This window comes from Dactylosporangium sp. CA-092794, assembly GCF_050948465.1.
Classification (GTDB): Bacteria; Actinomycetota; Actinomycetes; order Mycobacteriales; family Micromonosporaceae; genus Dactylosporangium.
Window position 1 is genome coordinate 4,819,982 of sequence record NZ_CP192044.1, and the last position, 25,089, is coordinate 4,845,070.

General features: G+C 73.6%; 18 protein-coding genes and 1 pseudogene. 8 read left to right on the top strand and 11 right to left on the bottom strand.

Features of this window, described 5'->3' with window-relative positions:
• Positions 1–83: 83 nt before the first annotated feature.
• The gene (locus ACQPXD_RS20800; RefSeq protein ID WP_432840913.1) at positions 84–707 is read right to left on the bottom strand and encodes a TetR/AcrR family transcriptional regulator; all 624 of its coding nucleotides are present in this window, start codon (positions 705–707) and stop codon (positions 84–86) included.
• An 85-nt stretch (positions 708–792) separates the two neighbouring features.
• Between ACQPXD_RS20800 and ACQPXD_RS20805 the strand changes: the two genes are divergently transcribed.
• Positions 793–2,319: an FAD-dependent oxidoreductase gene (locus ACQPXD_RS20805; protein ID WP_432840915.1), complete on the top strand. Its 1,527-nt coding sequence runs from the start codon at positions 793–795 to the stop codon at positions 2,317–2,319.
• Between the two features lie 3 nt (positions 2,320–2,322).
• Here ACQPXD_RS20805 and ACQPXD_RS20810 read toward each other — a convergent pair whose 3' ends face one another.
• Positions 2,323–4,758, bottom strand: coding sequence for a family 20 glycosylhydrolase (locus ACQPXD_RS20810; protein ID WP_432840917.1), 2,436 nt, complete (start codon positions 4,756–4,758; stop codon positions 2,323–2,325).
• 289 nt (positions 4,759–5,047) lie between these two features.
• On the opposite strand from ACQPXD_RS20810, the gene ACQPXD_RS20815 reads away from it, so the two are divergent.
• Positions 5,048–8,125 carry a GH92 family glycosyl hydrolase gene (locus tag ACQPXD_RS20815; RefSeq protein ID WP_432840919.1) on the top strand — a complete coding sequence of 1,026 codons (3,078 nt, stop codon included), beginning with the start codon at positions 5,048–5,050 and terminating at the stop codon, positions 8,123–8,125.
• Here the strand turns inward: ACQPXD_RS20815 and ACQPXD_RS20820 are convergent.
• On the bottom strand, positions 8,107–9,036 hold the full coding sequence (locus ACQPXD_RS20820; RefSeq protein WP_432840921.1) for an AraC family transcriptional regulator: 930 nt from the start codon (positions 9,034–9,036) through the stop codon (positions 8,107–8,109). The genes ACQPXD_RS20815 and ACQPXD_RS20820 overlap by 19 nt on opposite strands.
• 74 nt (positions 9,037–9,110) lie before the next feature.
• On the opposite strand from ACQPXD_RS20820, the gene ACQPXD_RS20825 reads away from it, so the two are divergent.
• Positions 9,111–10,016 (top strand): alpha/beta hydrolase, encoded by a 906-nt coding sequence (locus tag ACQPXD_RS20825; protein WP_432840923.1) that lies wholly within the window; start codon positions 9,111–9,113, stop codon positions 10,014–10,016.
• Positions 10,017–11,411: 1,395 nt separating this feature from the next.
• Here the strand turns inward: ACQPXD_RS20825 and ACQPXD_RS20830 are convergent.
• Both ACQPXD_RS20830 and ACQPXD_RS20835 read right to left on the bottom strand, forming a co-directional pair.
• Complete coding sequence (locus tag ACQPXD_RS20830; RefSeq protein WP_432840925.1) at positions 11,412–13,211, bottom strand: gamma-glutamyltransferase family protein; 1,800 nt, start codon at positions 13,209–13,211, stop codon at positions 11,412–11,414.
• Positions 13,212–13,240: 29 nt separating this feature from the next.
• The gene (locus tag ACQPXD_RS20835; protein WP_432840927.1) at positions 13,241–14,386 is read right to left on the bottom strand and encodes an FAD-dependent monooxygenase; all 1,146 of its coding nucleotides are present in this window, start codon (positions 14,384–14,386) and stop codon (positions 13,241–13,243) included.
• 205 nt (positions 14,387–14,591) lie between these two features.
• Between ACQPXD_RS20835 and ACQPXD_RS20840 the strand changes: the two genes are divergently transcribed.
• Positions 14,592–15,200 carry a TetR/AcrR family transcriptional regulator gene (locus ACQPXD_RS20840; protein WP_432840929.1) on the top strand — a complete coding sequence of 203 codons (609 nt, stop codon included), beginning with the start codon at positions 14,592–14,594 and terminating at the stop codon, positions 15,198–15,200.
• On the opposite strand, the gene ACQPXD_RS20845 is transcribed toward ACQPXD_RS20840, so the two are convergent.
• The 5 genes from ACQPXD_RS20845 to ACQPXD_RS20865 form a co-directional block, all read right to left on the bottom strand.
• On the bottom strand, positions 15,175–15,396 hold the full coding sequence (locus ACQPXD_RS20845; RefSeq protein WP_432840931.1) for a hypothetical protein: 222 nt from the start codon (positions 15,394–15,396) through the stop codon (positions 15,175–15,177). The genes ACQPXD_RS20840 and ACQPXD_RS20845 overlap by 26 nt on opposite strands.
• 197 nt (positions 15,397–15,593) lie before the next feature.
• Positions 15,594–17,456, bottom strand: a complete 1,863-nt coding sequence (locus ACQPXD_RS20850) for a tetratricopeptide repeat protein (RefSeq protein ID WP_432840933.1) — start codon at positions 17,454–17,456, stop codon at positions 15,594–15,596.
• 604 nt (positions 17,457–18,060) lie between these two features.
• Complete coding sequence (locus ACQPXD_RS20855) at positions 18,061–18,540, bottom strand: chemotaxis protein CheX (RefSeq protein WP_432840935.1); 480 nt, start codon at positions 18,538–18,540, stop codon at positions 18,061–18,063.
• Between the two features lie 93 nt (positions 18,541–18,633).
• Entirely contained in the window at positions 18,634–18,927 is a 294-nt protein-coding gene (locus tag ACQPXD_RS20860; protein ID WP_432843912.1) for an STAS domain-containing protein, read from the bottom strand.
• A gap of 52 nt (positions 18,928–18,979) precedes the next feature.
• Positions 18,980–19,405 (bottom strand): ATP-binding protein, encoded by a 426-nt coding sequence (locus tag ACQPXD_RS20865; RefSeq protein ID WP_432840937.1) that lies wholly within the window; start codon positions 19,403–19,405, stop codon positions 18,980–18,982.
• Between the two features lie 70 nt (positions 19,406–19,475).
• Here ACQPXD_RS20865 and ACQPXD_RS20870 point away from each other — a divergent pair, with 70 nt between their 5' ends.
• Positions 19,476–22,313 (top strand): FAD-binding and (Fe-S)-binding domain-containing protein, encoded by a 2,838-nt coding sequence (locus ACQPXD_RS20870; protein ID WP_432840939.1) that lies wholly within the window; start codon positions 19,476–19,478, stop codon positions 22,311–22,313.
• Between the two features lie 765 nt (positions 22,314–23,078).
• Positions 23,079–23,248: pseudogene (locus ACQPXD_RS20875) on the top strand (DNA-binding response regulator); the annotation flags it as partial.
• Positions 23,249–23,320: 72 nt separating this feature from the next.
• Here the strand turns inward: ACQPXD_RS20875 and ACQPXD_RS20880 are convergent.
• The gene (locus tag ACQPXD_RS20880; protein ID WP_432840941.1) at positions 23,321–23,494 is read right to left on the bottom strand and encodes a hypothetical protein; all 174 of its coding nucleotides are present in this window, start codon (positions 23,492–23,494) and stop codon (positions 23,321–23,323) included.
• Between the two features lie 60 nt (positions 23,495–23,554).
• Here ACQPXD_RS20880 and ACQPXD_RS20885 point away from each other — a divergent pair, with 60 nt between their 5' ends.
• Together ACQPXD_RS20885 and ACQPXD_RS20890 are read left to right on the top strand one after the other, a co-directional pair.
• Complete coding sequence (locus tag ACQPXD_RS20885; protein ID WP_432840943.1) at positions 23,555–23,677, top strand: hypothetical protein; 123 nt, start codon at positions 23,555–23,557, stop codon at positions 23,675–23,677.
• 101 nt (positions 23,678–23,778) lie between these two features.
• Entirely contained in the window at positions 23,779–25,047 is a 1,269-nt protein-coding gene (locus ACQPXD_RS20890) for an NYN domain-containing protein (protein ID WP_432840945.1), read from the top strand.
• Positions 25,048–25,089 lie beyond the last annotated feature (42 nt).

Here is a 25,089-nt window from a genome sequence, read left to right on the forward strand (position 1 = left end):
CACCGACGGCCTCGGCGCCGGCCGGCCTGCACCCGCCCCGGCCCCGGACCTGGCCGCCGCTCGCCGGCGTCGCGGCCATGCGCTCAGCGCTCGCCGGCGTGCTGATGGTGCCGCACGAGGGGCAGGAAGAGCTCGTCGACGATCGACCGGATACGTGCGGGCTTCAGGGGCCGCAGGTCCATGAGCATGTCGTGGCGCACCAGGTCGAACGGCAAGTCGAGCACGGCCGCGGGGAGGCGCTCGAGGTCGATCTCGCCGCGGTCGTGGGCGCGTTGGTAGATGGTGCGGACACGCGGGAGCGGCCGGGCGTTCATGATCTTGTCGCGGGCCTGCGACGGGGTGAGGCCGGTGTCGGCCAGTAGCCCGGAGAAGGCGGCGGCCGCGGCGATGGCGAAGAAGCCGGCGAGGGCTTCGCTCACGACCGTCAGCTGGGCGAGCAGGTCGGTGCGCAGCGCGCCGGTGTCGGGGGTCGCGACCGGGTTGGCGTTGCGGTGGTGCTCGAACGCGGCGAGCACGAGCTGGTCCTTGTTGGCCCAGCGGCGGTAGAGCACGGCCTCGCTGGTGTGCGCGCGGGCGGCGATCGACTCCATCGTCAGGCGGGCGTATCCGGCCTCGACCAGCTCGTCCCACGCGGCGGCGAGCAGCGCGGACTCGAGCTGCTCGCCGTGCCGGCGGCGGCGGACGGGTTCGGACGCGTTGGTGACCACCGTCCCACCGTAGAAAGGCTTTCCTTTCTTGGCAACCGGCCCTACGCTGTTTAGAGAGGGATTCCTTTCTTGGAGTGGGGATGAGATGACCGAGACGACCACAACGACGCCGACGGTGCTGATCGCCGGCGCCGGCCCGACCGGGCTGACGCTGGCCTGCGAGCTCGCCCGCGGCGGCGTCTCCTTCCGCCTGATCGAGGCCGCCGCCGGCCCGCAGCCCGGCTCGCGCGGCAAGGGCGTCCAGCCGCGCACGCTCGAGGTGTTCGACGATCTCGGCATCGTCGACCGCGTGCTGGCGAACGGCTGGCTGGCGACGCCGCTGCGTGCCATCGCGCCCGACGGTCAGGTGACGCTGGGCGGCGCGGAGCCCGAGTCGCTGAGGAATCGGCCCGACATCCCGTATACGACGAGCCTGATCACGCCCGAATGGCGGACCGAGGAGGCGCTGCGGCTGCGGCTGGCGGAGCTCGGCGGCGCGGTCGAGTTCGGCACCGCGCTGGTCAGTTTCGAGCAGTCGGACGAGGGCGTGTCGGCGGTGCTCGTCAAGGGCGGCGCGGCCGAGACGGTCACCGCCCGCTGGCTGGTCGGCTGCGACGGCGGCCACAGCATCGTCCGCAAGCAGGCCGGGATCGCCTTCGAGGGCGAGACCCGCGAGGAGGTGCGGATGATCGTGGCCGACGCCGGGGTCGACGGCCTCGATCGCGACGCCTGGAGCATGTGGCGGCACCAGGAGGGCATGCTCAGCCTCTGCCCGCTGCCCTCGACCGACATCTTCCAATACGCGGCCTCCATCGCGCCGGGGCAGGACCCCGAGCTCAGCCTCGCCAACCTGCAGGCGATCCTCGAGCGGCGCACCGGCCGCGCCGACATCCGCCTCCACGAGCCGCAGTGGTCGTCGCTGTGGCGCGCCAACATCCGGCTCGCCGATCGCTACCGCGAGGGCCGCGTGTTCCTCGCCGGCGACGCGGCGCACATCCACTCGCCCGCCGGCGGCCAGGGGATGAACACCGGCATCCAGGACGCGCACAACCTCGGCTGGAAGCTCGCGGCGGTCGCGCGGGGCGCCGCGCCGGCGCTGCTCGACACCTACGAGGCCGAGCGGCGACCGGTCGCCGCCGATGTGCTCACGCTCTCCGACGCGCGCCTCAAGCAGGCGATCGAGCAGCGGGGCATCTCCACCCGCCGCGATGCGAGCACGCTGCAGCTCGGCGTGAACTATCGCGGCTCCGCCTTGGCGCGCGACGACCGCGACGAGACCGCCCCGCTCCGGGCCGGCGACCGCGCCCCCGATGCGACCCGGCTGGCGACGGTGGACGGCGAACGCCGGCTGTTCGACCTGACCCGCGGCGGGCGCTTCACGGTGCTGAGCTTCGGGGCCACGCCCGTGGTCGAAGCCGCTCCGGCCGGCCTCCGGACGCTGCATGTCGTCGGGCAACCGGCCGGCCCCGACGACATCGCCGACACCGCGGGCCACCTTGCCCGCGCCTACGGCGCGGCCGAGCGGACCCTCGTGCTGATCCGTCCCGACGGCTACGTCGGGCTCATCTCCGACGCCGGTGACGGCTCGGCGGTGTCGGACTATCTCGCCGCGATCGGCCCGAGCGGCAGGTGAGCCTCACAGGCCGCGGCACTGGCCGGCGGTGGGGCCGCCGACCGTGTTGGGCCGGCCGTTGTTGACCGGCGCCGGCGTGTTGCCCGAGCAGGTCAGCGGGCCGCTGACGGCGTTGCCGGCGAGCACCGGGGCCGTGGCGGTGTTCGTGCCGTTCAGCACGAGCGGGCCGCCGATGTGCACGCCCTCGACCGCCACCTCCGAGGTCGTGCCGGTGAGGTTCACCGGGCCGCTGACCGAGCCGCCGAGCAGTTCGATCAGGGCGGCGCCCGTCGCGCTCACCGGGCCCTGGATCGACGCGTCGGTGGCGATCAGCGATCCGCCCGGGCGGACGGTCACCGGGCCGGAGACCGTGGCGCCGGGGGCCAGGCAGGTGACGCCGCCGGTGACGGTCAGCGGGCTGCGGTAGGTGCCGGTCACCGTCGTGGTGCAGGTGTTGACGACCACCGTGAAGCGGGCGGTCGCGCTGCCGCCCGGGCGGGTGGCGGTGACCGTCGCGTGGTAGGTGCCGTTGCGCAGGTAGGTGTGCGCGGCGGTGGCGGCGTAGATGCCGTTGACGCTCTTGTTGGTGGCCGGGGTACCGCTCAGGGTCGCCGGTGTCGTGATGCCGTCGCCCCAGTCGACCGTCGCCGTGACCTGGTCGGGCGATGCGCCGGGGGCGGCGATCGAGGCGATCTCGCCGCCGACCGCGCGCTGGGGGCTGGCGATGTCCGGGGCCGACACGTCGACGCTCCACGGTACCTGCGGGGAGGCGTAGAAGTTCTGGCCCTGCAGCTGCCAGCGCAGGCCGTGGCCGGACAGGCGGCTGACGAAGGAGGCGAGGTTGCGGTCCGGCCCGGTCTTCGGCGACCAGCCGAGCTCGGCGGTGGCGGGCAGCCGCGGGAACACCTGGAAGTCGATGTCGTCGAGGGTGCGCAGGGTCTCCGACCACAGGGCGGCCTCGACGCCGAGGATGTTCGCGTCGGTCACCGCGGGCAGCGTGACGCCGCCGGTGGTGCGGGCCGGGATGTAGGTGGCGGGGTCGCTGGTGGTGCCGGACCAGTTGTAGAACTGCGACACGTCCAGCCGGCCGGCCCAGCTCATGCCGATCGGGCTGCCGACGAACTGCTGCATGTCGAGGTACGTGTGGTTGGCCGGCGACATCACGACCTTGAGGCCCTTCTGCACCGCCCGCCGGGCCGTGTCGCCGCCGGAGCCGGTCGGGCTGCCGTTGTTCCAGAACTGGGCGACGGCGGCCGGCGCGTCGGGGCGGTCGAGGTTGGCCTGGGAGATCTCCGCCCAGCCCAGCACGATCTTGCCCTGCGCCTTGACGATCTGCGCCTCCTGGTCGATGAAGCCGACGTACCGGTCGCTGGACAGGATCGACGCGGGCACCTCGTCGCCGCCGAGGTGGTAATACGGACCGGGGGTCAGGGCGCTGAGCTGGGCGATGATGTCGGTCATGATGGACCAGGTGTTGGCGCTCTCCGGGCACAGCGCGCTGTAGCCGACCGCGTTGGTGAGGTTCCACTGCGGGGGCGTGCGGTTCGTGCAGTTGACGTCGGGCAGCGCCGGGTTCGCCTGGGGCCCGGCGTAGGACATGACGATCGCGTTGTTGTGGCCGGGGGAGTCGACCTCCGGCACGACGGTCATGAAGTGCGCGGCGGCGTAGTTGACGACGTCGACGTACTCGGCCTGGGTCCAGAAGCCGCCCGGGTCGCTGTTGATGGAGAACTGCCCGCCGATGCCGGTCAGCTCGGGCCGGCCGTTGATCGCGATCCGGAAGCCCTGGTCGTCGCTGACGTGCAGGTGCAGCACGTTGATCTTGTAGGCGGAGGCCTGGTCGACCAGGCGCTTGACCACGTCCGGCGGCTGGAAGTGCCGGGCGATGTCGAGCATCACGCCGCGGTACGCGTAGCGGGGCGTGTCGGTGATCCGCACGCCGGGCACCGTCCACGGGCCGGGCCGCACGGTGCGGCTCTCGATCCAGGGCGGGAGCAGTTGGCGGAGGGTCTGCACGGCGTAGAACAGCCCGGCCGGCCGTGCGGCTTCCAGGTGTACCCCCGCACTCGAAACGTCGAGGCGGTAGCCCTCGTCGCCGAGGTCGGCGGCGCCGGTCAGGCCGAGCGCGATGTCGCCGGGCTGGGGCGTGCCGGCCGACACCGCGAGGGGGTAGCCGGTCGAGGGCCGCAGGATCGCCGCGAGCTGGTCGGCCACCGGCAGCGCCTCGGCGGCCGCCGGGTCCACCACGATCCGGGTGGCGGGCCCGACCGCGAACGTCTGCCCGGGCACCGCCTCCATCGCGGCCGGCAGCGGGACGACCTGCGGCGCCGACGCCGGCGAGGTCTCCGCCGTCGCGGCCGGGGCGGCCAGCGCGGCCGCCGGGAGCGCCAGTGCGACGATCAGCGCGGCCCGGCCCAGCCGGCCGCCGCTCCTGCCCAGCAAGCCGTCCGGCGTCCGCATGTCAGGGCCTCCCGCTCGGGCCGATCACGTCAGTGATGTTGGTCGAAATCGTAGGGCTAAGGGGAGCAATCGTAAAGACTCCTTACCGACCGGGCCCTTGGTTCTTGGCACCGCGGACCTGGCAGGGCCCGGCCGCCCGTTCAGGGCAGGCCGGGCCCGGTGTCTGACGGGAGCGACGGTCGTGCGTTGCACGGACCGGAGTCAATCAATATTCACCTGATTGGTGCGGCATCGTTGATCTTCGACGGCTTATGTTACGTCTGACCGAACCTGGCCGCAGGAGGGTGATTTGTCCGCGATCCGCCTTGGGGCGGTCGCCGGTGTGGCGCTCGCGATCGTCGCGGGAGGCACGCCGGCGGTCGCCGTCGCATCGACCGACCTGGTGAACGATCCCGCTCGATACGTTGACCCGTTCATCGGCACCGCGCACGACGGCAACACCTGGCCGGGGGCGGTGCGGCCGTTCGGCATGATCTCGTGGAGCCCGACGAGCACCCGCGGGGACCAGACCGGCACCGGCGCCGCGAACGGCTACCAGTACGACACCACCCGGGTCCGCGGCTTCAGCCTGACCCACCTCAACGGCGCCGGCTGCAACCCCGGCGCGGCCGGCGACGTGCCGATCATGCCCTTCGCCGGCACGGTGGACTCCTCGCCGACCGCCGACACCACCGACAGCAAGTACGCCGCCGGCTTCTCCCACGCGGCCGAGTCGGCGGTGCCGGGCCGCTACACGGTCACCCTGGACTCGGGCGTGCAGACCGACCTGGCGGTCACCACCCGGGCCGGCGTGGGGGAGTTCACGTTCCCGCCGGACGCCCCCGCCAACCTGCTGTTCCGGGTCTCCAACTCGCTCAACGGCAGCGAGGACGCCGAGATCACCATCGACCCGGCCGGGCGGAAGGTGACCGGCTCGGTGCTGACCGGCGCGTTCTGCGGCCGCCGGGCCAACGGCGGGGTCAACAACCGCAAGTCGTATTACCGCCTGTACTTCAGCGCCGAATTCGACCGCGGCTTCGCGGGCACCGGCACCTGGCAGAACGGCGCGCTCACGCCCGGCGGGACGCACGCGACCGGCGGCGAGGGCTACGCCACCGGCGCCGACCGGCTCGGCCGCGGCTCGGGCGGCTACGTCAGCTTCGCGCCCGGCGAGCGGGTGCGCATGCGGATCGGCATCTCCTACGTCAGCCTGGCCGGCGCCGAGCTGAACCGGGACACCGAGCTGCGCCGCACCGCCACCGTCGCCACCGTCGCCGCCGAGGGCTACCGGCAGTGGAACGACGAGCTGCGGGGCGTGAAGGTCGGCGGCGGGACCGAGGCGCAGCGCACCACCTTCTACACCGCGCTGTACCACTCCCTGCTGCAGCCGAACATCGTCAACGACGTCGACGGGCAGTACCTCGGCAGCGACCTGCGCGTCCACCGGCTGGCCCGCGGGCAGGGCGCGCAGTACGGCACCTTCTCCGGCTGGGACCAGTACCGCGCCCACATCCAGCTGCTGGCGCTGCTCAAGCCGCGCCTCGCCGGGGACTTCGCGCAGTCGCTGTACCAGTTCGCGCAGCAGAACAACGGCATCTGGGACCGCTGGCTGCACAACAACGGCGCCACCCACGTGATGACCGGCGACCCGGCCGCGCCGACGCTGTCCACGTTCGTGGCGATGGGCGCGACCAACTTCGACACCGCCGGCGCGTTCGCGTCGCTGCTGCGGCAGGCCACCGTGCAGAACCCGGACGCCGAGAACGACGGCGGCTGCCCCGGCCAGTGCACCGGCCAGCGCCCGGCGCTCGAGCAGTACCTCGCCTCACACTATGCCCCGAACGACGCCTGCCACTGCTGGGGCGGCGCCGCCGAGACCCTGGAGAACTCGCTCGCCGACTTCTCGCTCGCGATGTGGGCGCAGCGGCTCGGCCGCGACGCCGCTTCGCTGAGCGCGCGGGCCAACTGGTGGCGCAACACCTACAACTCCGCGGCTACCGCGACCGACGGCTACCAGCAGGCCCGCAACCGCGACGGCGGCTGGGCCGGGTCGTTCAGCCCGTCGACGGACTTCGGCTTCGCGCAGGGCTCCAGCGCGACGTACACGTGGATGGTCCCGCAGAACGTGGCCGGCCTCGCCGACGCGATGGGCGGCCCGGAGGCCGCCGTCCGCCGGCTCGACGGGTTCTTCCACGACGAGGCCGGCAACTGGGCGGTCAAGGGCGGCAGCGCGCTGCGCTACGACCCGGCGAACGAGCCCGGCCTGCACGCCCCGTGGCTCTACAACGCGCTCGGCCAGCCGTGGAAGACGCAGGCCACGGTGCGCGAGATCGTCGACACGGTCTACGGCACCGGCCCCTCCGGCCTGCCCGGCAACGACGACCTCGGCACCATGTCGGCCTGGTACGTCTTCGCCGCCATGGGCGTCTTCCCGCAGACCCCCGGCCGGGCCGAGCTGCTCGTCGCCGCCCCGCTGTTCCCGAAGGTGGTCCTCGACCGCGGCAACGGCGCCGAGCTGGTCATCAAGGCGCCGGCAACCTCCGACGCCAATCAGTTTGTCCAGGGGGTACGCCTGGATGACCGCCGCTACGACCGCTCCTGGCTGCCCGAGTCGTTCGTCCGCCGCGGCGGTACCGTGACCGTGGCGCTCGGCAGCACCCCGAACCAGCAGTGGGCGACCGCGGCCGGCCGGCGCCCCGTCGACCATGTCGGCGTCCCCGGCGCCTGCGACGGCTGGGACCTGCCCGCCCCGCGGCCCGGCACGCCCGGCCTGACCGGCGTCGGCTACTGGCCGCTGGACGAGGGCTCCGGCACCACCGCCGCCGACGAGGCCGGCGACAACGACGGCACCCTGGTCAACGCTCCACAGTGGACGGCGGGCCGGACCGGATCGGCGGTGCGGTTCAACGGCGCCGGCCAGTACATCGACACCGGACGGACCATCCTGGACACCGCCGGCAGCTACAGCGTCGCGGCCTGGGTACGGCTGGACAACGTCTCCGGCGCGTTCCAGACCGTGGTGAGCCAGGACGCCCCGGCCAGCAGCGCGTTCTTCCTGCAGTACTCGGGCAGCGACCGGCGCTTCGCGATGAGCTTCGCCGGGCTGCGCGCCCTCGCCCCGGCGACCCCGGTCGCCGGGCAGTGGTACCACCTGGCCGGCGTCCGGGACGCGTCGGCCGGGCGGCTCGCGCTCTACGTCGACGGGCAGCCGGTCCGCACGGTCGACGCCTGCTCCGGGACCGCCTCCACCGGCCCGCTGGTGATCGGCCGGGCCCGGTTCGGCGGCAACCCGGTCGACTACTGGGGCGGCGCGGTCGACCAGGTGCACGTCTACGACCGGCCGCTCGCCGCCGCCGAGGTCAAGGCGCTCTACGACTCCGGCACCTGACGCCCGGCGGTGCGGCGGTACCGGCTGGGCGACATCCCGGCGACGCGGGTGAACGCGTGGCTGAACGAGCTCTCCGACGCGTAGCCGAGCCGCTGGGCGAGGGCGGCGACCGTCGTGTCCGACTCGCGGAGGGCCCGCTCCGCGAGCCGGACCCGCCACTGCGCCAGGTACGCCAGCGGGGTCTGGCCCGAGACCGCGCGGAACCGGTGGGCGAAGTGGCTGCGCGACATGCCCGCCGCCGCGGCCAGGTCGGCCAGCCCCCACGCGCGGGCGGGCTCGGCGTGCATCAGCGACACCGCCGGGCGCAGCCGCGCGTCGGCGAGCAGCCGGAGCCACCCCGGCTGCAGCAGCGTCTCCTGCCGCAGCCCGATCCGCAGCACCTCGAGCAGCAGCAGCTGGGCGTGCTGGTCCCGGGCGAACCCGGCACCCGGCCGCGCGCCCGCCGTCTCCTCCATGATCCGCTTGAGCAGGCGCCGCAGCTCGGCCGCCTCGGCGCCGGCCGCACGCGCGTGGATCACGGCGGGCAGCGCCGACGTGAACAGCTCCGCCGCGGCCGGGTCGAGGGCCACGTGCCCGCCGATGATCGTGACGTCCGCGCCGCTGCCGAGCCGGCGCAGCGGCTCCCCGCCCGGCGCCGGGATCCGCGCCGCCTCGACCGCGCGCACCCCCGGCGCGCTGCACAGCACCACCGGCCCGGCCCGGTTCAGCACGACGACGTCGCCCGCGACCAGCCGCACCGGCGGGCGGCCGGCGACCACCAGCCAGCAGGACCCCCGCAGCACCGCGTCCAGCTTGACCTCGGCCTCCGGCTCCGACCGCAGCGCCCACTCGCCGCCGGCCCGCAGGCCGCCGGTGATCACGCAGCGCGCGTCGACCAGCGCCAGCAGCTCCGACAGCGGGTCCGTCCCCATCTTCGGACTTTAGCGCAAGGATCGGCCACGCTGGAGCATTCACAGTCTGCTCCACCGCCGACAGACTGGCGGTCATGGAACACGTGACCTTCAACAATGCGGGCATCGAGCTGGCGGCGAACCTCTACCTTCCCGCCGGCTTCGACGAGCACCGCAAGCACGCCGCGATCGTCTGCGTGCACCCGGGCAGCGGCGTGAAGGAGCAGACGGCCGGCATCTACGCGCGCCGGATGGCCGAGCACGGGTACGTGACCCTGGCCTTCGACGCGTCGCACCAGGGCGCGAGCGGCGGCGAGCCGAGGTTCGCGGAGGAGCCGTCCGCCCGAGTGGAGGACATCCGGTGCGCGGTCGACTTCCTCATGACGCTGGGGTACGTCGACGAGGAGCGCATCGGCGTGCTCGGCGTCTGCGCCGGCGGCGGGTACGCGGTCAACGCCGCCATGACCGAACACCGGATCAAGGCGGTCGGCGCCGTGGTCCCGATCAACATCGGCCGCGCCCACCGCGCGTCCGGCGACGCGATCGAGCAGCTGGCCGCGGTGGGTCGGCAGCGCACGCAAGAGGCCCGCGGCGCCGAACCGCTGATCACCCCCTGGATCCCCGACACCCCGACGGCCGCGGCCGAAGCCGGCGTCACCGACCTGGACGTGCTGGAGGCGGTCGACTACTACCGAACCGCGCGCGGCTTCCACGAGCGATCGGTCAACCGCCTGCGCTTCACCAGCAACGCGGCGATGCTCGCCTTCGACGCCTTCCACCTGGTCGAGGAATTACTGACGCAGCCGCTGCAGGTCGTGGTCGGCAACCGCATCGGCAGCTTCGGCTCCTACCGGGACGGCCAGGACCTGTACCACCGGGCCCCCGGCAAGAAGGACCTGCTCGTCGTGGACGGCGCCAGCCACTACGACCTGTACGACCGCCCCGAGCACGTCGACCAGGCCGTCACCCGCCTGGCGTCCTTCTACGCCGAACACCTGTAGCGCCCGCCGCCCCGCCGCCCACCGGTCGCCGGGCTCGCGGCTTGCACCCCACGCATTTCGACGACCGGTTCGGCCCGGCGCAACCTCAGCACGCTCGGACCGCTGCCGGTTCGGACCGCTCGGACCAGCGTCGGCTCGGACCAGGGTCGGCTCGGACCAGGGTCGGCTCGGACCAGGGTCGGCTCGGACCAGGGTCGGCTCGGACCAGGGTCGGCTCGGACCAGGGTCGGCTCGGACCAGGGTCGGCTCGGACCAGGGTCGGCTCGGACCAGGGTCGGCTCGGACCAGGGTCGGCTCGGACCAGGGTCGGCTCGGACCAGGGTCGGCTCGGACCAGGGTCGGCTCGGACCAGGGTCGGCTCGGACCAGGGTCGGCTCGGACCAGGGTCGGCTCGGACCAGGGTCGGCTCGGACCAGGGTCGGCTCGGACCGCTGCCGGCTCGGACCGCTGCCGGCTCGGACCGCTCGGACCAGCAGCCCGCCGCCGACGGTGGTGCCGAACGCGATGATGACCCGCACCGGCGCGCCGGGCGGCGTCCGTCCAACCGCGGCTCCGTGCGCGGCGGGTCACATCCGCTGACGTGGTGTTTGCGGCCAGCGCCTGATTGTGTTCCTCGATGCTCAGGCGGCCGCGGGGCCGACGCGGGCTCGGCATCGGCGGGGCACAGCGGTGATCGGCGCCAACCCCTCGGGCCCGCGCAGCGGACCGGTGCAGCGGACCGGTGCGGATGTCGCACCCGTCGGGCGCAACCTGCGATCTGCGCGGGCCGGGGCGGCCATATGTCTCCGTGATCATGCTGCTCGCGGTGGCCGCACACCGGGTTTGCCATGATCCCGGAGACTTCTGGTACACAGGGGTACATCAGCACTCCGTGATCATGAAAAACCGTTGGTGTCGGTGCCAGTTGCGCATGATCACGGAGACTTCCGGTCGCTGCGCCGTGCTGCGCGGGGTGCAGCCCCCACGGGCGGGACGTGATCGCCGACCGCGACTGCCGCAGGGCGTTGGGACGCGCAGGCCGCGCGCCAGGTGGTCGCCTGGCGGGCATGGCGGCCGGCGGTGCCGGTTCTCGGGTGGCGCTCGCCGGCGCCGGGGCGCGGGCGGAGCACGGCGGCTGCGGGCCGGCCGCCCCGGACCGCACGCGGCGCATCACGGCCGTATCGGTGCCGATCCGTGGCGGACACGCGAAGTCTCGGGTCCTATCCTGGGCCGCGCCTAGCCTAGGCCGCGGTGTGCCGGGCCGCGGTGGGGTCGGGGTTGCGGTGTGCCGGGCCGCGGTGGGGTCGGGGTTGCGGTGTGCCGGGTCGGGGCGGGGGTGTGCCGGGCCGCGGTGGGGCCTGGGTCGGGGTGGGGCCTGGGCCGCGGTGGGGTCGGGGCGGGGGTGGGGTGGGGTGGTCATCGGCCGGTGGCGTAGCCCTGGCCGCCGCGGGGGTTGGCGGCGGCGGACAGTTCGCCGGTGGTCGGGTCGCGGCTGACGGATGAGAGGCGGCCCAGGGTCCAGTCGCCGGCGCGGGTGACGACGTGGCCGCGCGCGGCGAGGGCGCGGATGACGTCGTCGCCGAGGCGGTCCTCGACGACGATGCCGCCCGGCGTGCCGGTGCGGGGCCAGAAGCTGCTCGGGAAGCTGGTGGTGTGGAAGGCGGGCGCCTCGATGGAGCGCTGGGGGCTCAGGCCGGCGGCGAGGGCGTTGACGAGATACCCGACCTGCCACTGCTCCTGCTGGTCGCCGCCGGGAGTGCCGAGTGCGCTGACCACCGCGCCGTCGCGAACCAGCAGGGTCGGGGTGAGGGTGGTGCGTGGGCGCCGGCCGGGGCGCAGCGCCGACGGGCTGCGCGGGTCGAGCCAGGTCATCTGGAGTCGGGTGCCGAGCGCGAAGCCGAGGCCGGGGATGGCGGGCGAGGACTGCAGCCAGCCGCCGGACGGCGTCGCCGAGATCGCGTTGCCCCAGCGGTCCATGACGTCGAGGTGGCAGGTGTCGCCCCGGGTCACGCCGGCCGGCGAGACGGTCGGCTCGCCGACGCTCCCGCCCCGGGCCACCGGGACCCGCGCCGTCCACAGCGCCGGCAGCTCGGGCGCTGCCCGGCCCGGCAGCCGCCCGGGCCGCAGCTCGTGGGACGCCGCCGGGCCGATCAGCGCCCGCCGCTGCCGTGCGTAGCCGGCGGAGAGCAGGTGGCGCAGGTCGGCCGGCGGGAGGTCCTCGCCGTAATACGCCTCCCGGTCGGCCATCGCCAGCTTGAGCGCCTCGACCACGTGGTGCACGCCGAGGTCGGTGGTCAGGTCGAGCTCGGCGTCGGTGAGGCCGTCGAGGATGGCGAGCGTCTGCAGCAGCGCCGGGCCCTGCGACCACGGGCCGGCCTTGAGCACCCCCGTGCCGCGGAACGACCCGGCGACCGGCTCCTCGTAGCCGGCCGCGAACGCCGCCATGTCGTCGGCGGTCAGCACCCCGCGGTGCACGGTGCCGGTCGAGTGCTGGTGCGGGGTGGAGCGGACGAACGCGTCGATGTCCCGGGCCACGAACCCGCGGCTCCACGCCGACCGGGCCCGGTCGATGCGCTCGGCGCGGCTCCCGGCGCCGGAGGCCTCCCGCGCGAGCCTGGTCAGCGTTTCGGAATACGCCGGGTTGCGCACCACCTGCCCGGCCCGCGGCGGCACGCCGTCGCTCAGCCACAGCTCGGCCGAGGTCGGCCACCCGTCGCGGAACAGCGGCGCCACCGCGGCGATCGTCTCCGCGGCGCCGGCACCGATGCGGTGACCGGCGGTGGCGTAGTGCACGGCATACTCGAGCACCGCCGGCAGCTCCCAGGTGCCGTGGTCGCGCAGGAGCAGCAGCCACGCCTCCACCGCCCCCGGCACGGCCGCCGCGAGGGCCCCGGCGCCGGGCACGAGGTCGAGGCCCTCCGCGGTGAAGTGCTCGATCGTCGCCCCGCGCGGGGCCGGCCCCTGCCCGGACAGCACCCGCGGCGGCGCCCCGGCCGGCGCGATCAGCGCGACCAGGTCGCCGCCCGGCCCGTTGAGGTGCGGCTCGACCACGTGGAGCACGAAGGCCGCGGCGACGGCGGCGTCGAACGCGTTGCCGCCGCGCTCGAGCACCGACTGCCCGGTGGCCGACGCCAGCCAGTGCGTCGAGGCGCACATGCCGAACGAGCCCGTCAGGTCGGGCCGGGCCTGGAAGGCGTCATCGGGGTTGCTCGCCACGGCCTGGTCTCCTTTCGCCGAAGCCGATCCTATGCGCCGGCGGGCCGGCTGCCGGCGGAGGCGAGGACCCGCTCGTTGCGGGCCCGGATCGCCTCCCAGGTGGCCGGCACGATGAGGTCGGCCCCGCCGTGGACGCTGTGCTGAGCGAAGTCCACATACGGCCGCTGGCGCTCCTCGTATCGCTCGAACGCCGCGAGGTGGTCGCCGCCGCTGCGGTCGAGCTCCTCGGCGAGGATGTGGGTGCCGGTGAACGCGAGCGACGTGCCCCGCCCGGACAGGCCGGAGGCGGCGTGCGCGGCGTCGCCGACGAGCACGACCCGGCCCCGGTGCCAGGACGGCATGCGGATCTGGCTGGCCGAGTCGAAATACAGCTCCGGGTCGGCGCGGGCGGCGGCGAGCAGGTCGGGAATCCGCCACTCGGTGTGCCCGGCGAACGCCTCGGCGAGGATGTCCTTCTGGGCGTCGAGGTCGTGGTGGTCGTAGTCGATCGGGTCGGACCGGAACATGAAGATGGCGAGCGTCGTGTCGTTGTAGCGGACGATGCCCGCCAGGTGGCCCGGGTAGTTGTAGATGGGGTTGACCCGGTCGGCGCGGGGCTCCTCGCCGGGCATGTCGGCGATGGCGGCGTAGTAGCCGAGGTGGTGGTTGAAGTCCCGCTCGGGGCCGAAGACGAGCCGCCGGACCGCGGAGTGCAGGCCGTCGGCCCCGATCACCAAGTCGTAGCGCTCGGCGCGGCCGGACACGAACCGCACGCCGACGCCGACGCCGACGCCGACGCCGTCGCCGTCGTCGGCGATCGCGTCGACGGAGTCCTGGAACAGCACCCGCGCGTCGGCCGGCAGCGCGTCGGCGAGGATCCGCGCGAGGTCCTCCCGCGCGATCTCGAGGTCGTCGGCCGAGTCGCCGGCCTCCTCCACCGGCACCCGCACGACGACATTGCCGTCGCCGTCGATGAACTGGCTCTGCTCGGTCATGTCCACCCGCCGGTCGCGGATGCGCTCCAGCAGCCCCATCCGCTCGGCGATGCCGAGGGCGTCGCCGCGGATGTCGATCGGCGAGCCGTTGACCCGGAAGTGCGTGGAGCGCTCGACGATCGTCACGCGGTGGCCTCGGGTCCCGAGGTTGACCGCGGCCGACAGCCCGGCCATGCCGGCGCCCGAAACGAGAATGTCCATGGTGCGGGTTGCTCCTACTTGCTCGGATGCGCGAGCACGAACTCGCGGATCAGCCTGGACAGCGGTGCCTTGCCCTCGATCGCGGATAGGTCTCCATCTGGCTCCTTCTGTGCGACTCGGGCACGATGAAGAGCATCTGGCGTCTTCGTAAGATACGCTTTGTCTCTTCGGTACGAGACTCTACAGCCGAACTTTAGGATACACAATGCCTCTTATAGACCGGCCGGCTCAGCATCGCCGCCGCGGCGCCGAGCTGGAGTCGGCGCTGCTGGACGCCGCCTGGAGCGAGCTGCTGGACAGCGGCTACGACGGCTTCACCATCGACGCGGTCGCGGTCCGCGCCGGCACCAGTCGCGCCGTGCTGTACCGGCGCTGGCCGGCCAAGCAGGATCTGGTCCGGGCGGCCCTGGCCCACCACGGGGCCAACAACTGGCCGCCACCGCCGCAGACCGGCAGCCTCCGCGGCGACCTGATCGCCCTGCTGGTGCAGACCAACGAGACCCGGATCGGCATCGCGACCTTCGTGATGCTGCAGCTCGCCGCGTACTACAAGGAGACCGGCACCACCATCGCCGACCTGCGGGACGTGATGCCGGGCAACCACGAGTCGGTGGTCGAGCAGATCATGCGCCGGGCCGTCGACCGCGGCGAGATCGACCCGGCCAAGCTGACCCCGCGCATCGCGCGACTGCCGTTCGACCTTTACCGGTACGAGCTGATGACGACGCTGGAGCCGGTGCCGCGCGCCACCATCGAGGAGATCGTCGACACCGCCTTCCTGCCGCTGGTCACGCCCGCCCCGACACCTCCATGACGCCGACCGCCCGCCGCAGCGACTCCCGCACCGTGTCCCACGCGGCGCCGGAGAAGCTCACCCGCGCGGTGAGCAGGGGACCGTCCGGCCGGTCGGCGTCGAAGTCCATCGCATGGACGGTGGTCTGGCGGTGGTACAGGATGGCGAAGACTCGTAGCAGGGTCAGTGAATCGACCCGTGGGCTCAATCTGATCATCACCGTGTGCATGGGGCGCCTTCCGTGCGGTGTGGCGGAAAGAGAAAACCCCCCCGGCCCGGTAGGGCGACGAGGGGTGGGCGCGACGCTGGGGTGTCAGCTGTCGCGCCGGCTGATAATCGTGCTCGGCAAGCAGATCATGGCGCCTTGATCGTGCGAGCCGTCCCGCTTCGTGGCAAGACCGTCCCAGGAAGTGGTCATTGCCGGCATTGCGCGAGCCGCGCGCGCAGGTCGGCGGTGAGCTCGGGGTCGGCGCCGTCGTCCAGGGCCAGAGCGGCGGCGAAGTCGGCGGCCGCCTCGGGCCAGTGGGCCAGCTCCTGGTGGGCGTGGCCGCGGTTGTACCGGGCGATCACGCCGTCCGCCACCGCGATCGCGCGATCCAGGTCGGCGATCGCGGCCGCCACGGCGCCGCGCTCGTAGCGGATCGCGGCCCGATTGATCAGGGCCTCGGTCAGGTCCGGGCGCGCCTCGACGGCCCGGGTGAGCAGCGCCTCGGCCTCCTCCGCGGCGCCCCGCCCGGCCCGGGCCAGGCCCAGCGCGCACAGCAGCTCCGGGTCGTCCGGGCGCACGGAAAGCCCGGCCCGGGCGTCGGCCTCCGCGCCGTCCGGGTCGCCCGACTCGTACCGCAGGCCGGACCGGTTGAGCAGTGCATCGGCGTGGCCGGGATCCTGAGCCAGCACGCGGTCCAGGTCGGCCCGCGCGCCCGCGAGGTCGCCGAGCGAGCGGGCGGTCAGCGCCCGGTTGTAGTACGCCTCGGCGAGGTGCGGCCCGAGCCGGATCGCGGTGCCGTAGTCCGCGACGGCCGCGGCCGGGCGGCCAGCCGCGCGATGCAGGGCGCCCCGGTCGACGTAGTACTCGGCGTTGTCCGGATCCTCGGCGATCACCGCGTCGAGGTCGGCCAGCGCGGCGCCGGCCCGCCCGGCCGCCAGGTGCAGCTGGGCGCGGTTGTGCAGCAGCCGGGCCCGATCCTGGCGCCGCTCGCCGGGGGCGAGGTCCCGCTCCAGCCGGGCGAGGCCCTCCTCGACGGTACGCAGCGCGGCCGCCCGATCGCCGGTCCGGTGGTCCACCAGCGCGGCGATCTGGCCGTAGAAGACGGTGAGGACGGTACGCCGGCGCGGCTCCTCGATCCGCCCGGCCAGCGCCAGCGCCTCCTCGACCCACGGCCGCGCCGCCGCCGGGTCGCCGGGCAGGTGCCGGGCGTGGAGCGTGGCGATCGACGCCGCCGCCGACATCCGGATCTTCGGGTCCGGGGTGGCGTTCCAGGCTTGGCGGTACCGTTCGAGCGCCTCCGCCGGCCGGCCGAGGGCGGTCTCGCAGGTGCCCAGGCCGGTGGTGAACGCCCACCGGTTCGCCGCGCCGGCCGCCGGGCTCACCAGGCGCAGCCCGCGCTCGGCGAGGCGCTGCCCGTGGGTGTAGAAGCCGGCCGCGACGCAGTGGTCGAGCGCGGCGAAGAGTGCGGCGACGCCGGCGGTTTCCGGCGCGGTGCCGCGCTCCCGGTGGTACGGGATGGCGCCCAGCCGCCACGACCACTCACCGGTGGCCTCCAGCTCGTCCGCCCGCCGGTCGTGCCACTCGGGCTCGGCGGTTTCCATCTCCGCACCGGGCCCGGTCTCCACCACCAGGCCGGGCGGGCCGGCACGGCGCAGGGCGTCCAGGAACTCGAGCGTGGTCGCATCGGCCTGGTCGACGTTGCCGAACTGCACGACGACCGGCGCCGGCAGCCCGGCCGCCCACCCGGCGACGAACCCGGCCAGCCCGAACGCGAGGGCCCGGGTGCGCTTGGCCGGATGGAACCTGATCCGCACGTCGCCGGCGCGCACCGCCGCCGGCGCGCCGCGCAGGTCGGGCACCGCGCCGCGCAGGTCGGGCACGGCGCTGCACAGCTCCACCTCGTGCGCCTCGATGAGCGCCCGCCGAGCCGTGGGCAGCTCGGCGACGATCCGGCGGAGGAAGCCGCCCACGCCGCCGTAGGGTCCCTGCGACCAGGCGTGACAGTCGAAGGTGCCGTACACCGCCGGCTCGGCCGTCGCGGCACCTTCACCGTGCCCGGCTACCAGCACCACTCGATCCAGAGCCGGCGCGACTCGGCCTCCAGCCGCACCGGTTCCTCCTTGCGCACAACCACCTTCTTCACCGTACACCTCCCATCTACATCGATGGATGGACGTTATCCCAGCGGCGCGCCCCCGGTCCAGCAGCCATGCCTTGGACTCGGTGGCCACGATGCGCTCGTCGTGCACGCCCGCCGCCTCCTCCGACGCGAGCCAGACGATCGGCGGATGTATGTCTCCGTGATCATGAGGACCGCGGTGGGCGTTCCGCGCGCTTTTCATGATCCCGGAGACTTGTGGTATGCGGGTGTACATCAGTGCTCCGTGATCATGAAAAACCGTTGGTGTCGGTGCCGGTTGTGCATGATCGCGGAGACTTCTGGTCGCTGCGGCGTGCAGCGCCCGGGATGTGGGACGTGATCGCCGGTCGTGCCCACCCCGGGGTTTGGACGCGCAGGCCGGGCGCCACGTGGTCGTCGGCGGCTTGGGGCCAGGCGGCGCGGCCCTGGGGTCCTGGGTGCTGTCGCCTGTTGCGCCTTTGGCGCTGTGCCTGGGGGCCCGTCCCAGGCAACCTGTGGCTGCTGCGCGGGCAGTTCGGTGCGGTGGGGGTGGGCTAGAGGGGTGGGGTGTCGCCGTGGAGGATTTCTATGGAGATGGTGTGGTCGTCCCAGGCTACGGCGGCGCGGGTTAGTAGGCGGGTGCCGGGCCAGAGGATTTCGGCCTGGCCCACTACTACCTGGGGGAGGGCCAGGTGGCTGGGGTGGGGGAGGAGGCTCTTGACGTTGCCGGCGGTGATGTTCATCAGCTCGCCCGTGGCGTCCTGGATGTCGTCGGGTTTGACGCCGCCGGCCTCCAGGTCGAGCATCGCGGTGGCGATTGCGGCGGCAGCGGCCAGGCCGCTGCGGAGTACTACGTGGCCTAGCCAGGCGCCGGCGATGCAGACGCTCGCGGTGATCTCGGCGTCGGTGGGCGGCTGGTCGGCGGCTTCGGTGATGGTCGGGCCGGCGCCGAGATAGGCCGTCCAGACCTGCCAGATGATGCCGTGCAGCTGGGCGGCGGTGATCTGCTCCGTGGCGCCGTTCGGGTCGTTCATCGGGGTCCCGTCGCTCGTGGAGGAAGAGGAACCAGATCGCGGGGTTTGCACTGATACAGAGGATATGTCCGGGTGGGCGGGCGCGCGGGCGAATCAGGTCAGCGCGTCCAGGGTGCCCATGATCTGCATCACCCTCCGGGTGATGTCGTTCGCGTTCACCACGCGCAGGGCGACGTGCCGGGCCGCGGCCGCGGTGTGGGCGTCGATCAGGGCGGCGACGCCGGTCGAGTCGCAGAACCGTACGCCGGCCAGGTCGAGCAGCAGGTGGCCGGGGCGGCGGGTGAGCGCCCGGCCGACGTGCCGTTCCGGCAGCGGTACGGTGGCGATGTCCAGCTCCCCGGCCAGCGCCAGCCGCACCCCGCCGCCCTCGGGCCGGTGGACGATCATCACGCCGGGGCCGCCGGGCTTGGGCGGGCGGACGAGGGCCGGTCGACGATCGTCACGCCAGGGCCTCGCGGGCGGTGCCCGCCGATGGGCGCGGGCCGGCGGGGGCGGGTGGCAGCTCGACCCACATGCGCTTGCCGCCCTGGTGGTCCTCGACGCCCCACCGCGTGGTCAGCGCCTCGATGATCGTCATCCCGGCGCCGCCGGTGCCGTTGGGACCGGGCCCGTGCGGTACCACTGAAGCACCGTCGACGACCGACACCGTGACCGCCGGGTCGTGCCACCGCACGGACAGCTCGATCGCGCCGCCGCCGTGCAGGCAGGCGTTGGTGACGAGCTCGCTCACCACCACTTCGGCGGCGTCGAGCCAGGCGGGGTCGTCCAGGCCCCAGCTGAGCAACACGCCGGTGACCGCGCGCCGGGCGGCGGCCGGTGCGTGGGTCCACAGCGGGAGGTCGAGTCTTGCCGTCAGTTCACTCATCGCGCGTCTCGATACCCAAACCCGGCGACTACCATTCAGCGGGAGTTCAGCTGCGAGCGGGAAGAGGGACATGACCGGCAACTCGGATGATCTCGTCGGTCGCCTCAACCGGGCCGGCGTCGGCGACGTGCTGATCGACGCGGCGCACCGCGCGGCCTATGCCACCGACGCCTCGCTGTACCGGGTCGTTCCCCTGGCCGTCGTCCGGCCGCGCGACGACGACGAGGTCGCGGCCACGCTGGAGGTCTGCCGGGCGCTGGGCGTGCCGATCACCGCGCGCGGGGCCGGCACCTCGATCGCCGGCAACGCCATCGGGCGCGGCGTCGTGCTCGACTTCAGCCGGCACATGGACCGGGTTCTCGACGTCGACGCCGCGAGCCGCACCGCCCGGGTGCAGGCCGGCACCGTCCACGCCACGCTGCAGGCCGCCGCCCGGCCGCACGCCCTGCGGTTCGGGCCCGACCCGTCGAGCCACACCCGCTGCACGATCGGCGGCATGATCGGCAACAACGCGTGCGGGTCGCGCGCCCTGGGGTACGGCCGGACCTCCGACAACGTCATCGGCCTGTCCGCCTTCACGATCGACGGCGAGCGGCTCGTCACCGGGCGGGACGAGAAGGGCCGCCCGACCGCCGAGGGCGCCAAGGCGATCGCGGCGAGCCTCGAGGGCATCGTGCGGGCCAACCTGGCGGTCGCCCGCACCGAGTTCGCCACCTTCCCGCGCCAGGTGTCCGGGTACGCGGTCGAGCACCTGCTGCCCGAGCGCGGCTTCGACCTCACCGGGCTCCTCGTCGGCAGCGAGGGCACCCTCGCCGTGGTCACCGAGGCGACGGTCCGGCTGGTCGCCGACCCCGAGCACCGGCTGCTGGTCGTGCTCGGGTATCCGGACTTCGGCACGGCCGGCGACGCGGTGCCCACGGTCCTCGGGTTCGGCCCGACCGCCTGCGAGGGGATCGACTCGCGGATCATCGAGGTCGTCACCGGCCGGCGCGGCCCCGACGCCGTACCACCGCTGCCGGACGGCCGGTCCTGGCTGTTCGTCGAGATCGCCGGCGACGACCTCGGCGAGGCCCGCGAGCGCGCCCGGCTCCTCGTGGCGGCATCCGGCGCGCTGGACACGCTGGTGGTCGAGGACCCGGCGGTCGCCGCCCCGCTGTGGCGCATCCGCGAGGACGGCGCCGGGCTGGCCGGGCGCGCCCCGTCCGGGCGGCCCGCGCACGCCGGCTGGGAGGACGCCGCCGTGCCGCCCGCACGCATCGGCGACTACCTGCGCGACTTCGACGCCCTGGTCGACCAGCACGGGCTGTCCGCCATGCCGTACGGCCACCTCGGCGACGGCTGCGTGCACGTGCGGCTCGACTTCCCGCTCGACAGGCCGGGCGGCCCGGGGAAGTTCCGCGCGTTCCTGCAGGACGCGGCCGACCTGGTCGTCCGCTACGGCGGCTCGCTGTCCGGTGAGCACGGCGACGGCCGGGCCCGCAGCGAGCTGCTGCCGAAGATGTACTCCGCCCAGGCCATCGACCTGTTCCGTGCGATCAAGGGCGCCTTCGACGCCGACGGCCTGCTCAACCCCGGCGTGCTGGTCGACCCCGACCCGCTCGACGCCGACGTCCGGGTCGCGCAGGCCCGCCCGGTCCACACGAAGCTGGCGCTGGCCTACCACGCCGACGGCGGCGACTTCAACCAGGCCGTGCACCGCTGCACCGGCGTGGGCAAGTGCCGCGCCGACACGACGGCCCTCGGCGGCGTGATGTGCCCGTCGTTCCTGGCCACCCGCGCCGAGAAGGACTCCACCCGGGGCCGGGCCCGCGTCCTGCAGGAGATGCTCGACGGCGACCTCGCCCCCGACTGGCGCGCCCCCGCCATCCACGACGCGCTCGACCTGTGCCTGTCCTGCAAGGGCTGCGCCTCCGACTGCCCGACCGGCATCGACATGGCCGCCTACAAGGCCGAGGTGCTCCACCAGAGCTACCGCGGCCGGCTGCGCCCCCGCGCGCACTACTCCCTGGGCCGGCTGCCCCGCTGGTCCCGCCTGGCGTCGCGCGTGCCGAGGCTCGCCAACCGGCTCATGGCCACCCCCGGCCTGCGTACCCTCGCCCTGTTCCTGGCCGGCGTCGACCGCCGCCGCGCCATCCCCGCCTTCGCCACCAAGACGTTCCGCCAGTGGTTCCGCACCACGGCCGGCCGGCGCACCGCGACCGGCAAGCCGGTCCTGCTGTTCGTCGACAGCTTCACCGACCACTTCGCCCCGCAGATCGCCCGGGACGCCGTCGAGGTGCTCACCGCCGCCGGCTACGCGCCGCAGATCACCGGCGCCGAGGCCTGCTGCGGTCTGACCTGGATCAGCACCGGCCAGCTCGACGCCGCCCGCCGGATCCTCGGCCGCACCGTCGACCACCTGCACGAGGCGGCCGGCCGCGGCACCCCGATCGTCGGCCTCGAGCCGTCCTGCACCGGCGTGCTGCGCAGCGACCTGCTCGAGCTCGTCGACACCGACGAGGCCCGCGCGGTGAGCAAGGCCACCGTCACCGTCGCCGAGCTGCTCGCCAGTACCCCCGACTGGACACCCCCGTCCCTGGAGGGCGTCACGGTCGTCGCCCAGCCGCACTGCCACCACCACGCCGTGATGGGCTGGGACGCCGACGCCCGCCTGCTCAAGCGCGCCGGCGCCACCGTGCGCCGCCTCGGCGGCTGCTGCGGCCTGGCCGGCAACTTCGGCGTCGAGCGGGGGCACTACGAGGTGTCGGTCCAGGTGGCCGAGCAGCAGTTGCTGCCCGCGCTGGCCGCCAAGGCCCCCGACGACGTCTTCCTCGCCGACGGCTTCTCCTGCCGCACCCAGGCCGACGACCTCGCCGGCGTGCCGGGCCAGCACCTGGTCCAGCTGCTAGCCTCCGCCCTGCGGCGTTAATTCATCGATGACTCGGGTCCGCGTCACCTGAAGACCGTTGCTGCCGCCAGCGCCTGGTCTGGGTCGGTTCTTGCCAAGCCCAACCGAGCCAGACTGGGCGAACCGGGCCGGGGCCTGCCCTGAACGGGCGCCCCGCCCCTGCCAGGCCCGCGGCGCCAAGTTCAAGCCGAAAGGTCCAGACACTCCGTGTCCGGACTTTTCGGATTTATCACCCGGCAGGCGAAAAGTCCGATATGAGCCGGCTACGGCGGCCTTTTCTCTCCGCGATCATGCACGTCACCGCGGTCGAACCACCGGTTTTCCATGATCCCGGAGACATACGGTACACGGGTGTACATTTTGACTCCGCGATCATGAAAAACCCTTGGTGCCGGAGCCGAGTGCAGCATGATCACGGAGACTTCCGGTCGCCTAGCGGATGTCGGCGCGACAAATCGGGAGGCAACCCGGCCCGCACCGGCAAAGCGCCCCGCAGCAGGACCGGCACGGCGAAGCTCGGCACCGGTGACGCCCGGCCCGGTCAGCGGCGCGCGAATGCGGCCCGCTGCCGCACACCCCGACCGACGTGCCCGGCTCCGCCAACCGGCCTGATCGGGCTCTGCCGCCGGCCTGATCGGGCTCGCCGAGCGGATCGTCCTCGCCGGCGGCCGCCTCGAACACGGCCGCTCCCCGGACGGCTTCCGCCTCGTGGCGTGGCTAGGCCGCGCCGATGACCCGCCGCTCCGGCTCGCTGGGCCCGCGGGCGCGCGGGACGTGCTGGACCGGCTCACCGACCGCGAGCGCGAGGTAGCCGCCGCCGTCGGCCGCGGCCGGTCCGACGCTGAGATCGCCGCCGGCCTGCGGATGAGCGTGCCGGCAGGGCACGCGTCTCGCGGCTGCTCGCCGAGCTGAGCCTGAACAACCGTGTCCAGATCGCCCTGCTGGTCCACGACGCGGCCGACCAGTGCGGCGACGACGTGTGTGCTGCCTCCGCCGGCCGGGGCACCGGCCGGCGGCGATGGGGTGGGTCAGCCGCCGGCGAGCGAGGCGCCGAGTGAGGCGAAGAAGTCGCCGAAGCCGTTGGCGACATCCAGGAGGCTGCCGCCGATGGAGCTCACGATGTTTGCCGCAGATTGCGGGCGGTACGCGACGAAGAACACCAGGAACGCCAGGCCACCCCATCTGAGGATCTTCTTGACCATGGTCGCCTTTCCTCCGCATCCGGACGCCGGGCATTCAGCGTAGCCGTTGAATGACGCTCCGTGAAGCTGCTCGATGCGTCGTGCAAAGACGATCACAACACACTGAGCGGCATTCACCGTGGTTCACTCAGTTCGGCAACGCTACCGGACGACCGCGGGGGCGCCGATGCCACCCGGCTGTGACCCGGCCGCCGCTAGCGTAGCCAGGCCTGCCCCGGAAGTAGCCGGGCCTGCCTACGAAGTAGCCGGCCTGCCGCCCTGGTCGCCATTGATACATTCGGGCCATGGGCCACGTGCGGGCGGCGTTCTTCCTCGACTTCGACAACGTTTTCTCCGGGCTGTTCAAGCTCGATCCCGACGTCGCCGTCGAGTTCGCCACCGATCCGGGCGCCTGGCTGCGCCGGCTGTCCACGACGCTCACCGGCGAGACCCCGCGGCGCTGGCTGATCCTGCGCTGCTACCTCAATCCGGCCGGCTGGGTGAACCATCGCGACGCCGCCGGTGACCAGAACCGGCTCTACTTCTCGCGGTTCCGGCCGTCCTTCGTGCGCGCGGGCTTCGAGGTGATCGACTGCCCGCGGTACAACGCCACCAAGAACGGCGCCGACATCCGCATCGTCGTGGACGCGGTCGACGCGCTGGCCGAGCCGACCGCCTACGAGGAGTTCGTCATCGCCTCGGGCGACTCGGACATGACCCCGCTGCTGCAGCGCCTGCGCCGGGCCGACCGGCGCACGATGATCGTCTCCCCGGCCGACGCGGCGGAGGCGTTCACCGCCATCGCCGACAAGCTGCTGGACAGCCAGCAGCTGCTGGCGCTGGTGCAGGGCGAGCCGGTCGACCTCGACGACGAGGAACTGCCGGAGGAGTACGAGGAACTGCCCAACGGCGAGGCGTACGAGCGGTTCCGCTCCATCGTCACCGCCGAGTACACCGCCGCGGAGGCCCCGCTGAACATGGCGGCCCTGGCCTACCGGCTGCGCGGCGAGCTCGGGCCGGTGGTCGGGGCCAGCAACTGGTTCGGGTTCGGCAGCTTCGCCCGCGCCCTGGAGACCCTGCAACTGCCCGGCCTGCACATGTCCCAGCACCTGCTGTGGGACGACGGCCGGCACGCCGCCCCCGACCCGGCCGCGCCGGGCGCCCAGCGCACGGCCCTGCCCGAGCCGGTCGAGCGCCTCGCCGACCAGCTGAGCCTGCCCCGGCTGCCGCAGGGCTGGTGGCCGGCGATCTACGAGACGCTGTCGGAGTACGCCCGCGGCTTTCGCTTCAACCTCACCCAGTGCACCAGCTGGTCCCGCGACCGGCTGCGCGACGCCGGCGTGCCGGTCAGCCGGGGCGCGGTGGCGTTCGTGGTGCGCGGCACGTCGTTCGGCGGGTATCCGCTGCACCGCCAGCCGCCGCCGACCCCGCAGGAGATCGCCGCGGCGTTCGTCGGCAACGTGCTCAGCCGCGTCGAGGCGGCGCAGATCCCGCTCACCGACGACGAGGCGGCCGCGGTGCGCGCCTGGCTGGGCGGCGGCCTGCCCGCGGAGCAGCACGCGTCCGCCGCCTGACACGCCCCGAGCCGCGGCGCATCGCACGTCCATGCGATGCGC

Bases quoted from the DNA above. Each gene is read 5' to 3' on its own strand.
- ACQPXD_RS20855 (WP_432840935.1), bottom strand. From the start codon at position 18,540: ATGAACGACCCGAACGGCGCCACGGAGCAGATCACCGCCGCCCAGCTG.
- ACQPXD_RS20810 (WP_432840917.1), bottom strand. From the start codon at position 4,758: ATGCGGACGCCGGACGGCTTGCTGGGCAGGAGCGGCGGCCGGCTGGGC.
- ACQPXD_RS20845 (WP_432840931.1), bottom strand. From the start codon at position 15,396: ATGATCAGATTGAGCCCACGGGTCGATTCACTGACCCTGCTACGAGTC.
- ACQPXD_RS20890 (WP_432840945.1), top strand. From the start codon at position 23,779: ATGGGCCACGTGCGGGCGGCGTTCTTCCTCGACTTCGACAACGTTTTC.
- ACQPXD_RS20825 (WP_432840923.1), top strand. From the start codon at position 9,111: ATGGAACACGTGACCTTCAACAATGCGGGCATCGAGCTGGCGGCGAAC.
- ACQPXD_RS20805 (WP_432840915.1), top strand. From the start codon at position 793: ATGACCGAGACGACCACAACGACGCCGACGGTGCTGATCGCCGGCGCC.
- ACQPXD_RS20840 (WP_432840929.1), top strand. From the start codon at position 14,592: ATGCCTCTTATAGACCGGCCGGCTCAGCATCGCCGCCGCGGCGCCGAG.
- ACQPXD_RS20860 (WP_432843912.1), bottom strand. From the start codon at position 18,927: ATGATCGTCCACCGGCCCGAGGGCGGCGGGGTGCGGCTGGCGCTGGCC.
- ACQPXD_RS20865 (WP_432840937.1), bottom strand. From the start codon at position 19,405: ATGAGTGAACTGACGGCAAGACTCGACCTCCCGCTGTGGACCCACGCA.
- ACQPXD_RS20835 (WP_432840927.1), bottom strand. From the start codon at position 14,386: ATGGACATTCTCGTTTCGGGCGCCGGCATGGCCGGGCTGTCGGCCGCG.
- ACQPXD_RS20880 (WP_432840941.1), bottom strand. From the start codon at position 23,494: ATGGTCAAGAAGATCCTCAGATGGGGTGGCCTGGCGTTCCTGGTGTTC.
- ACQPXD_RS20870 (WP_432840939.1), top strand. From the start codon at position 19,476: ATGACCGGCAACTCGGATGATCTCGTCGGTCGCCTCAACCGGGCCGGC.
- ACQPXD_RS20820 (WP_432840921.1), bottom strand. From the start codon at position 9,036: ATGGGGACGGACCCGCTGTCGGAGCTGCTGGCGCTGGTCGACGCGCGC.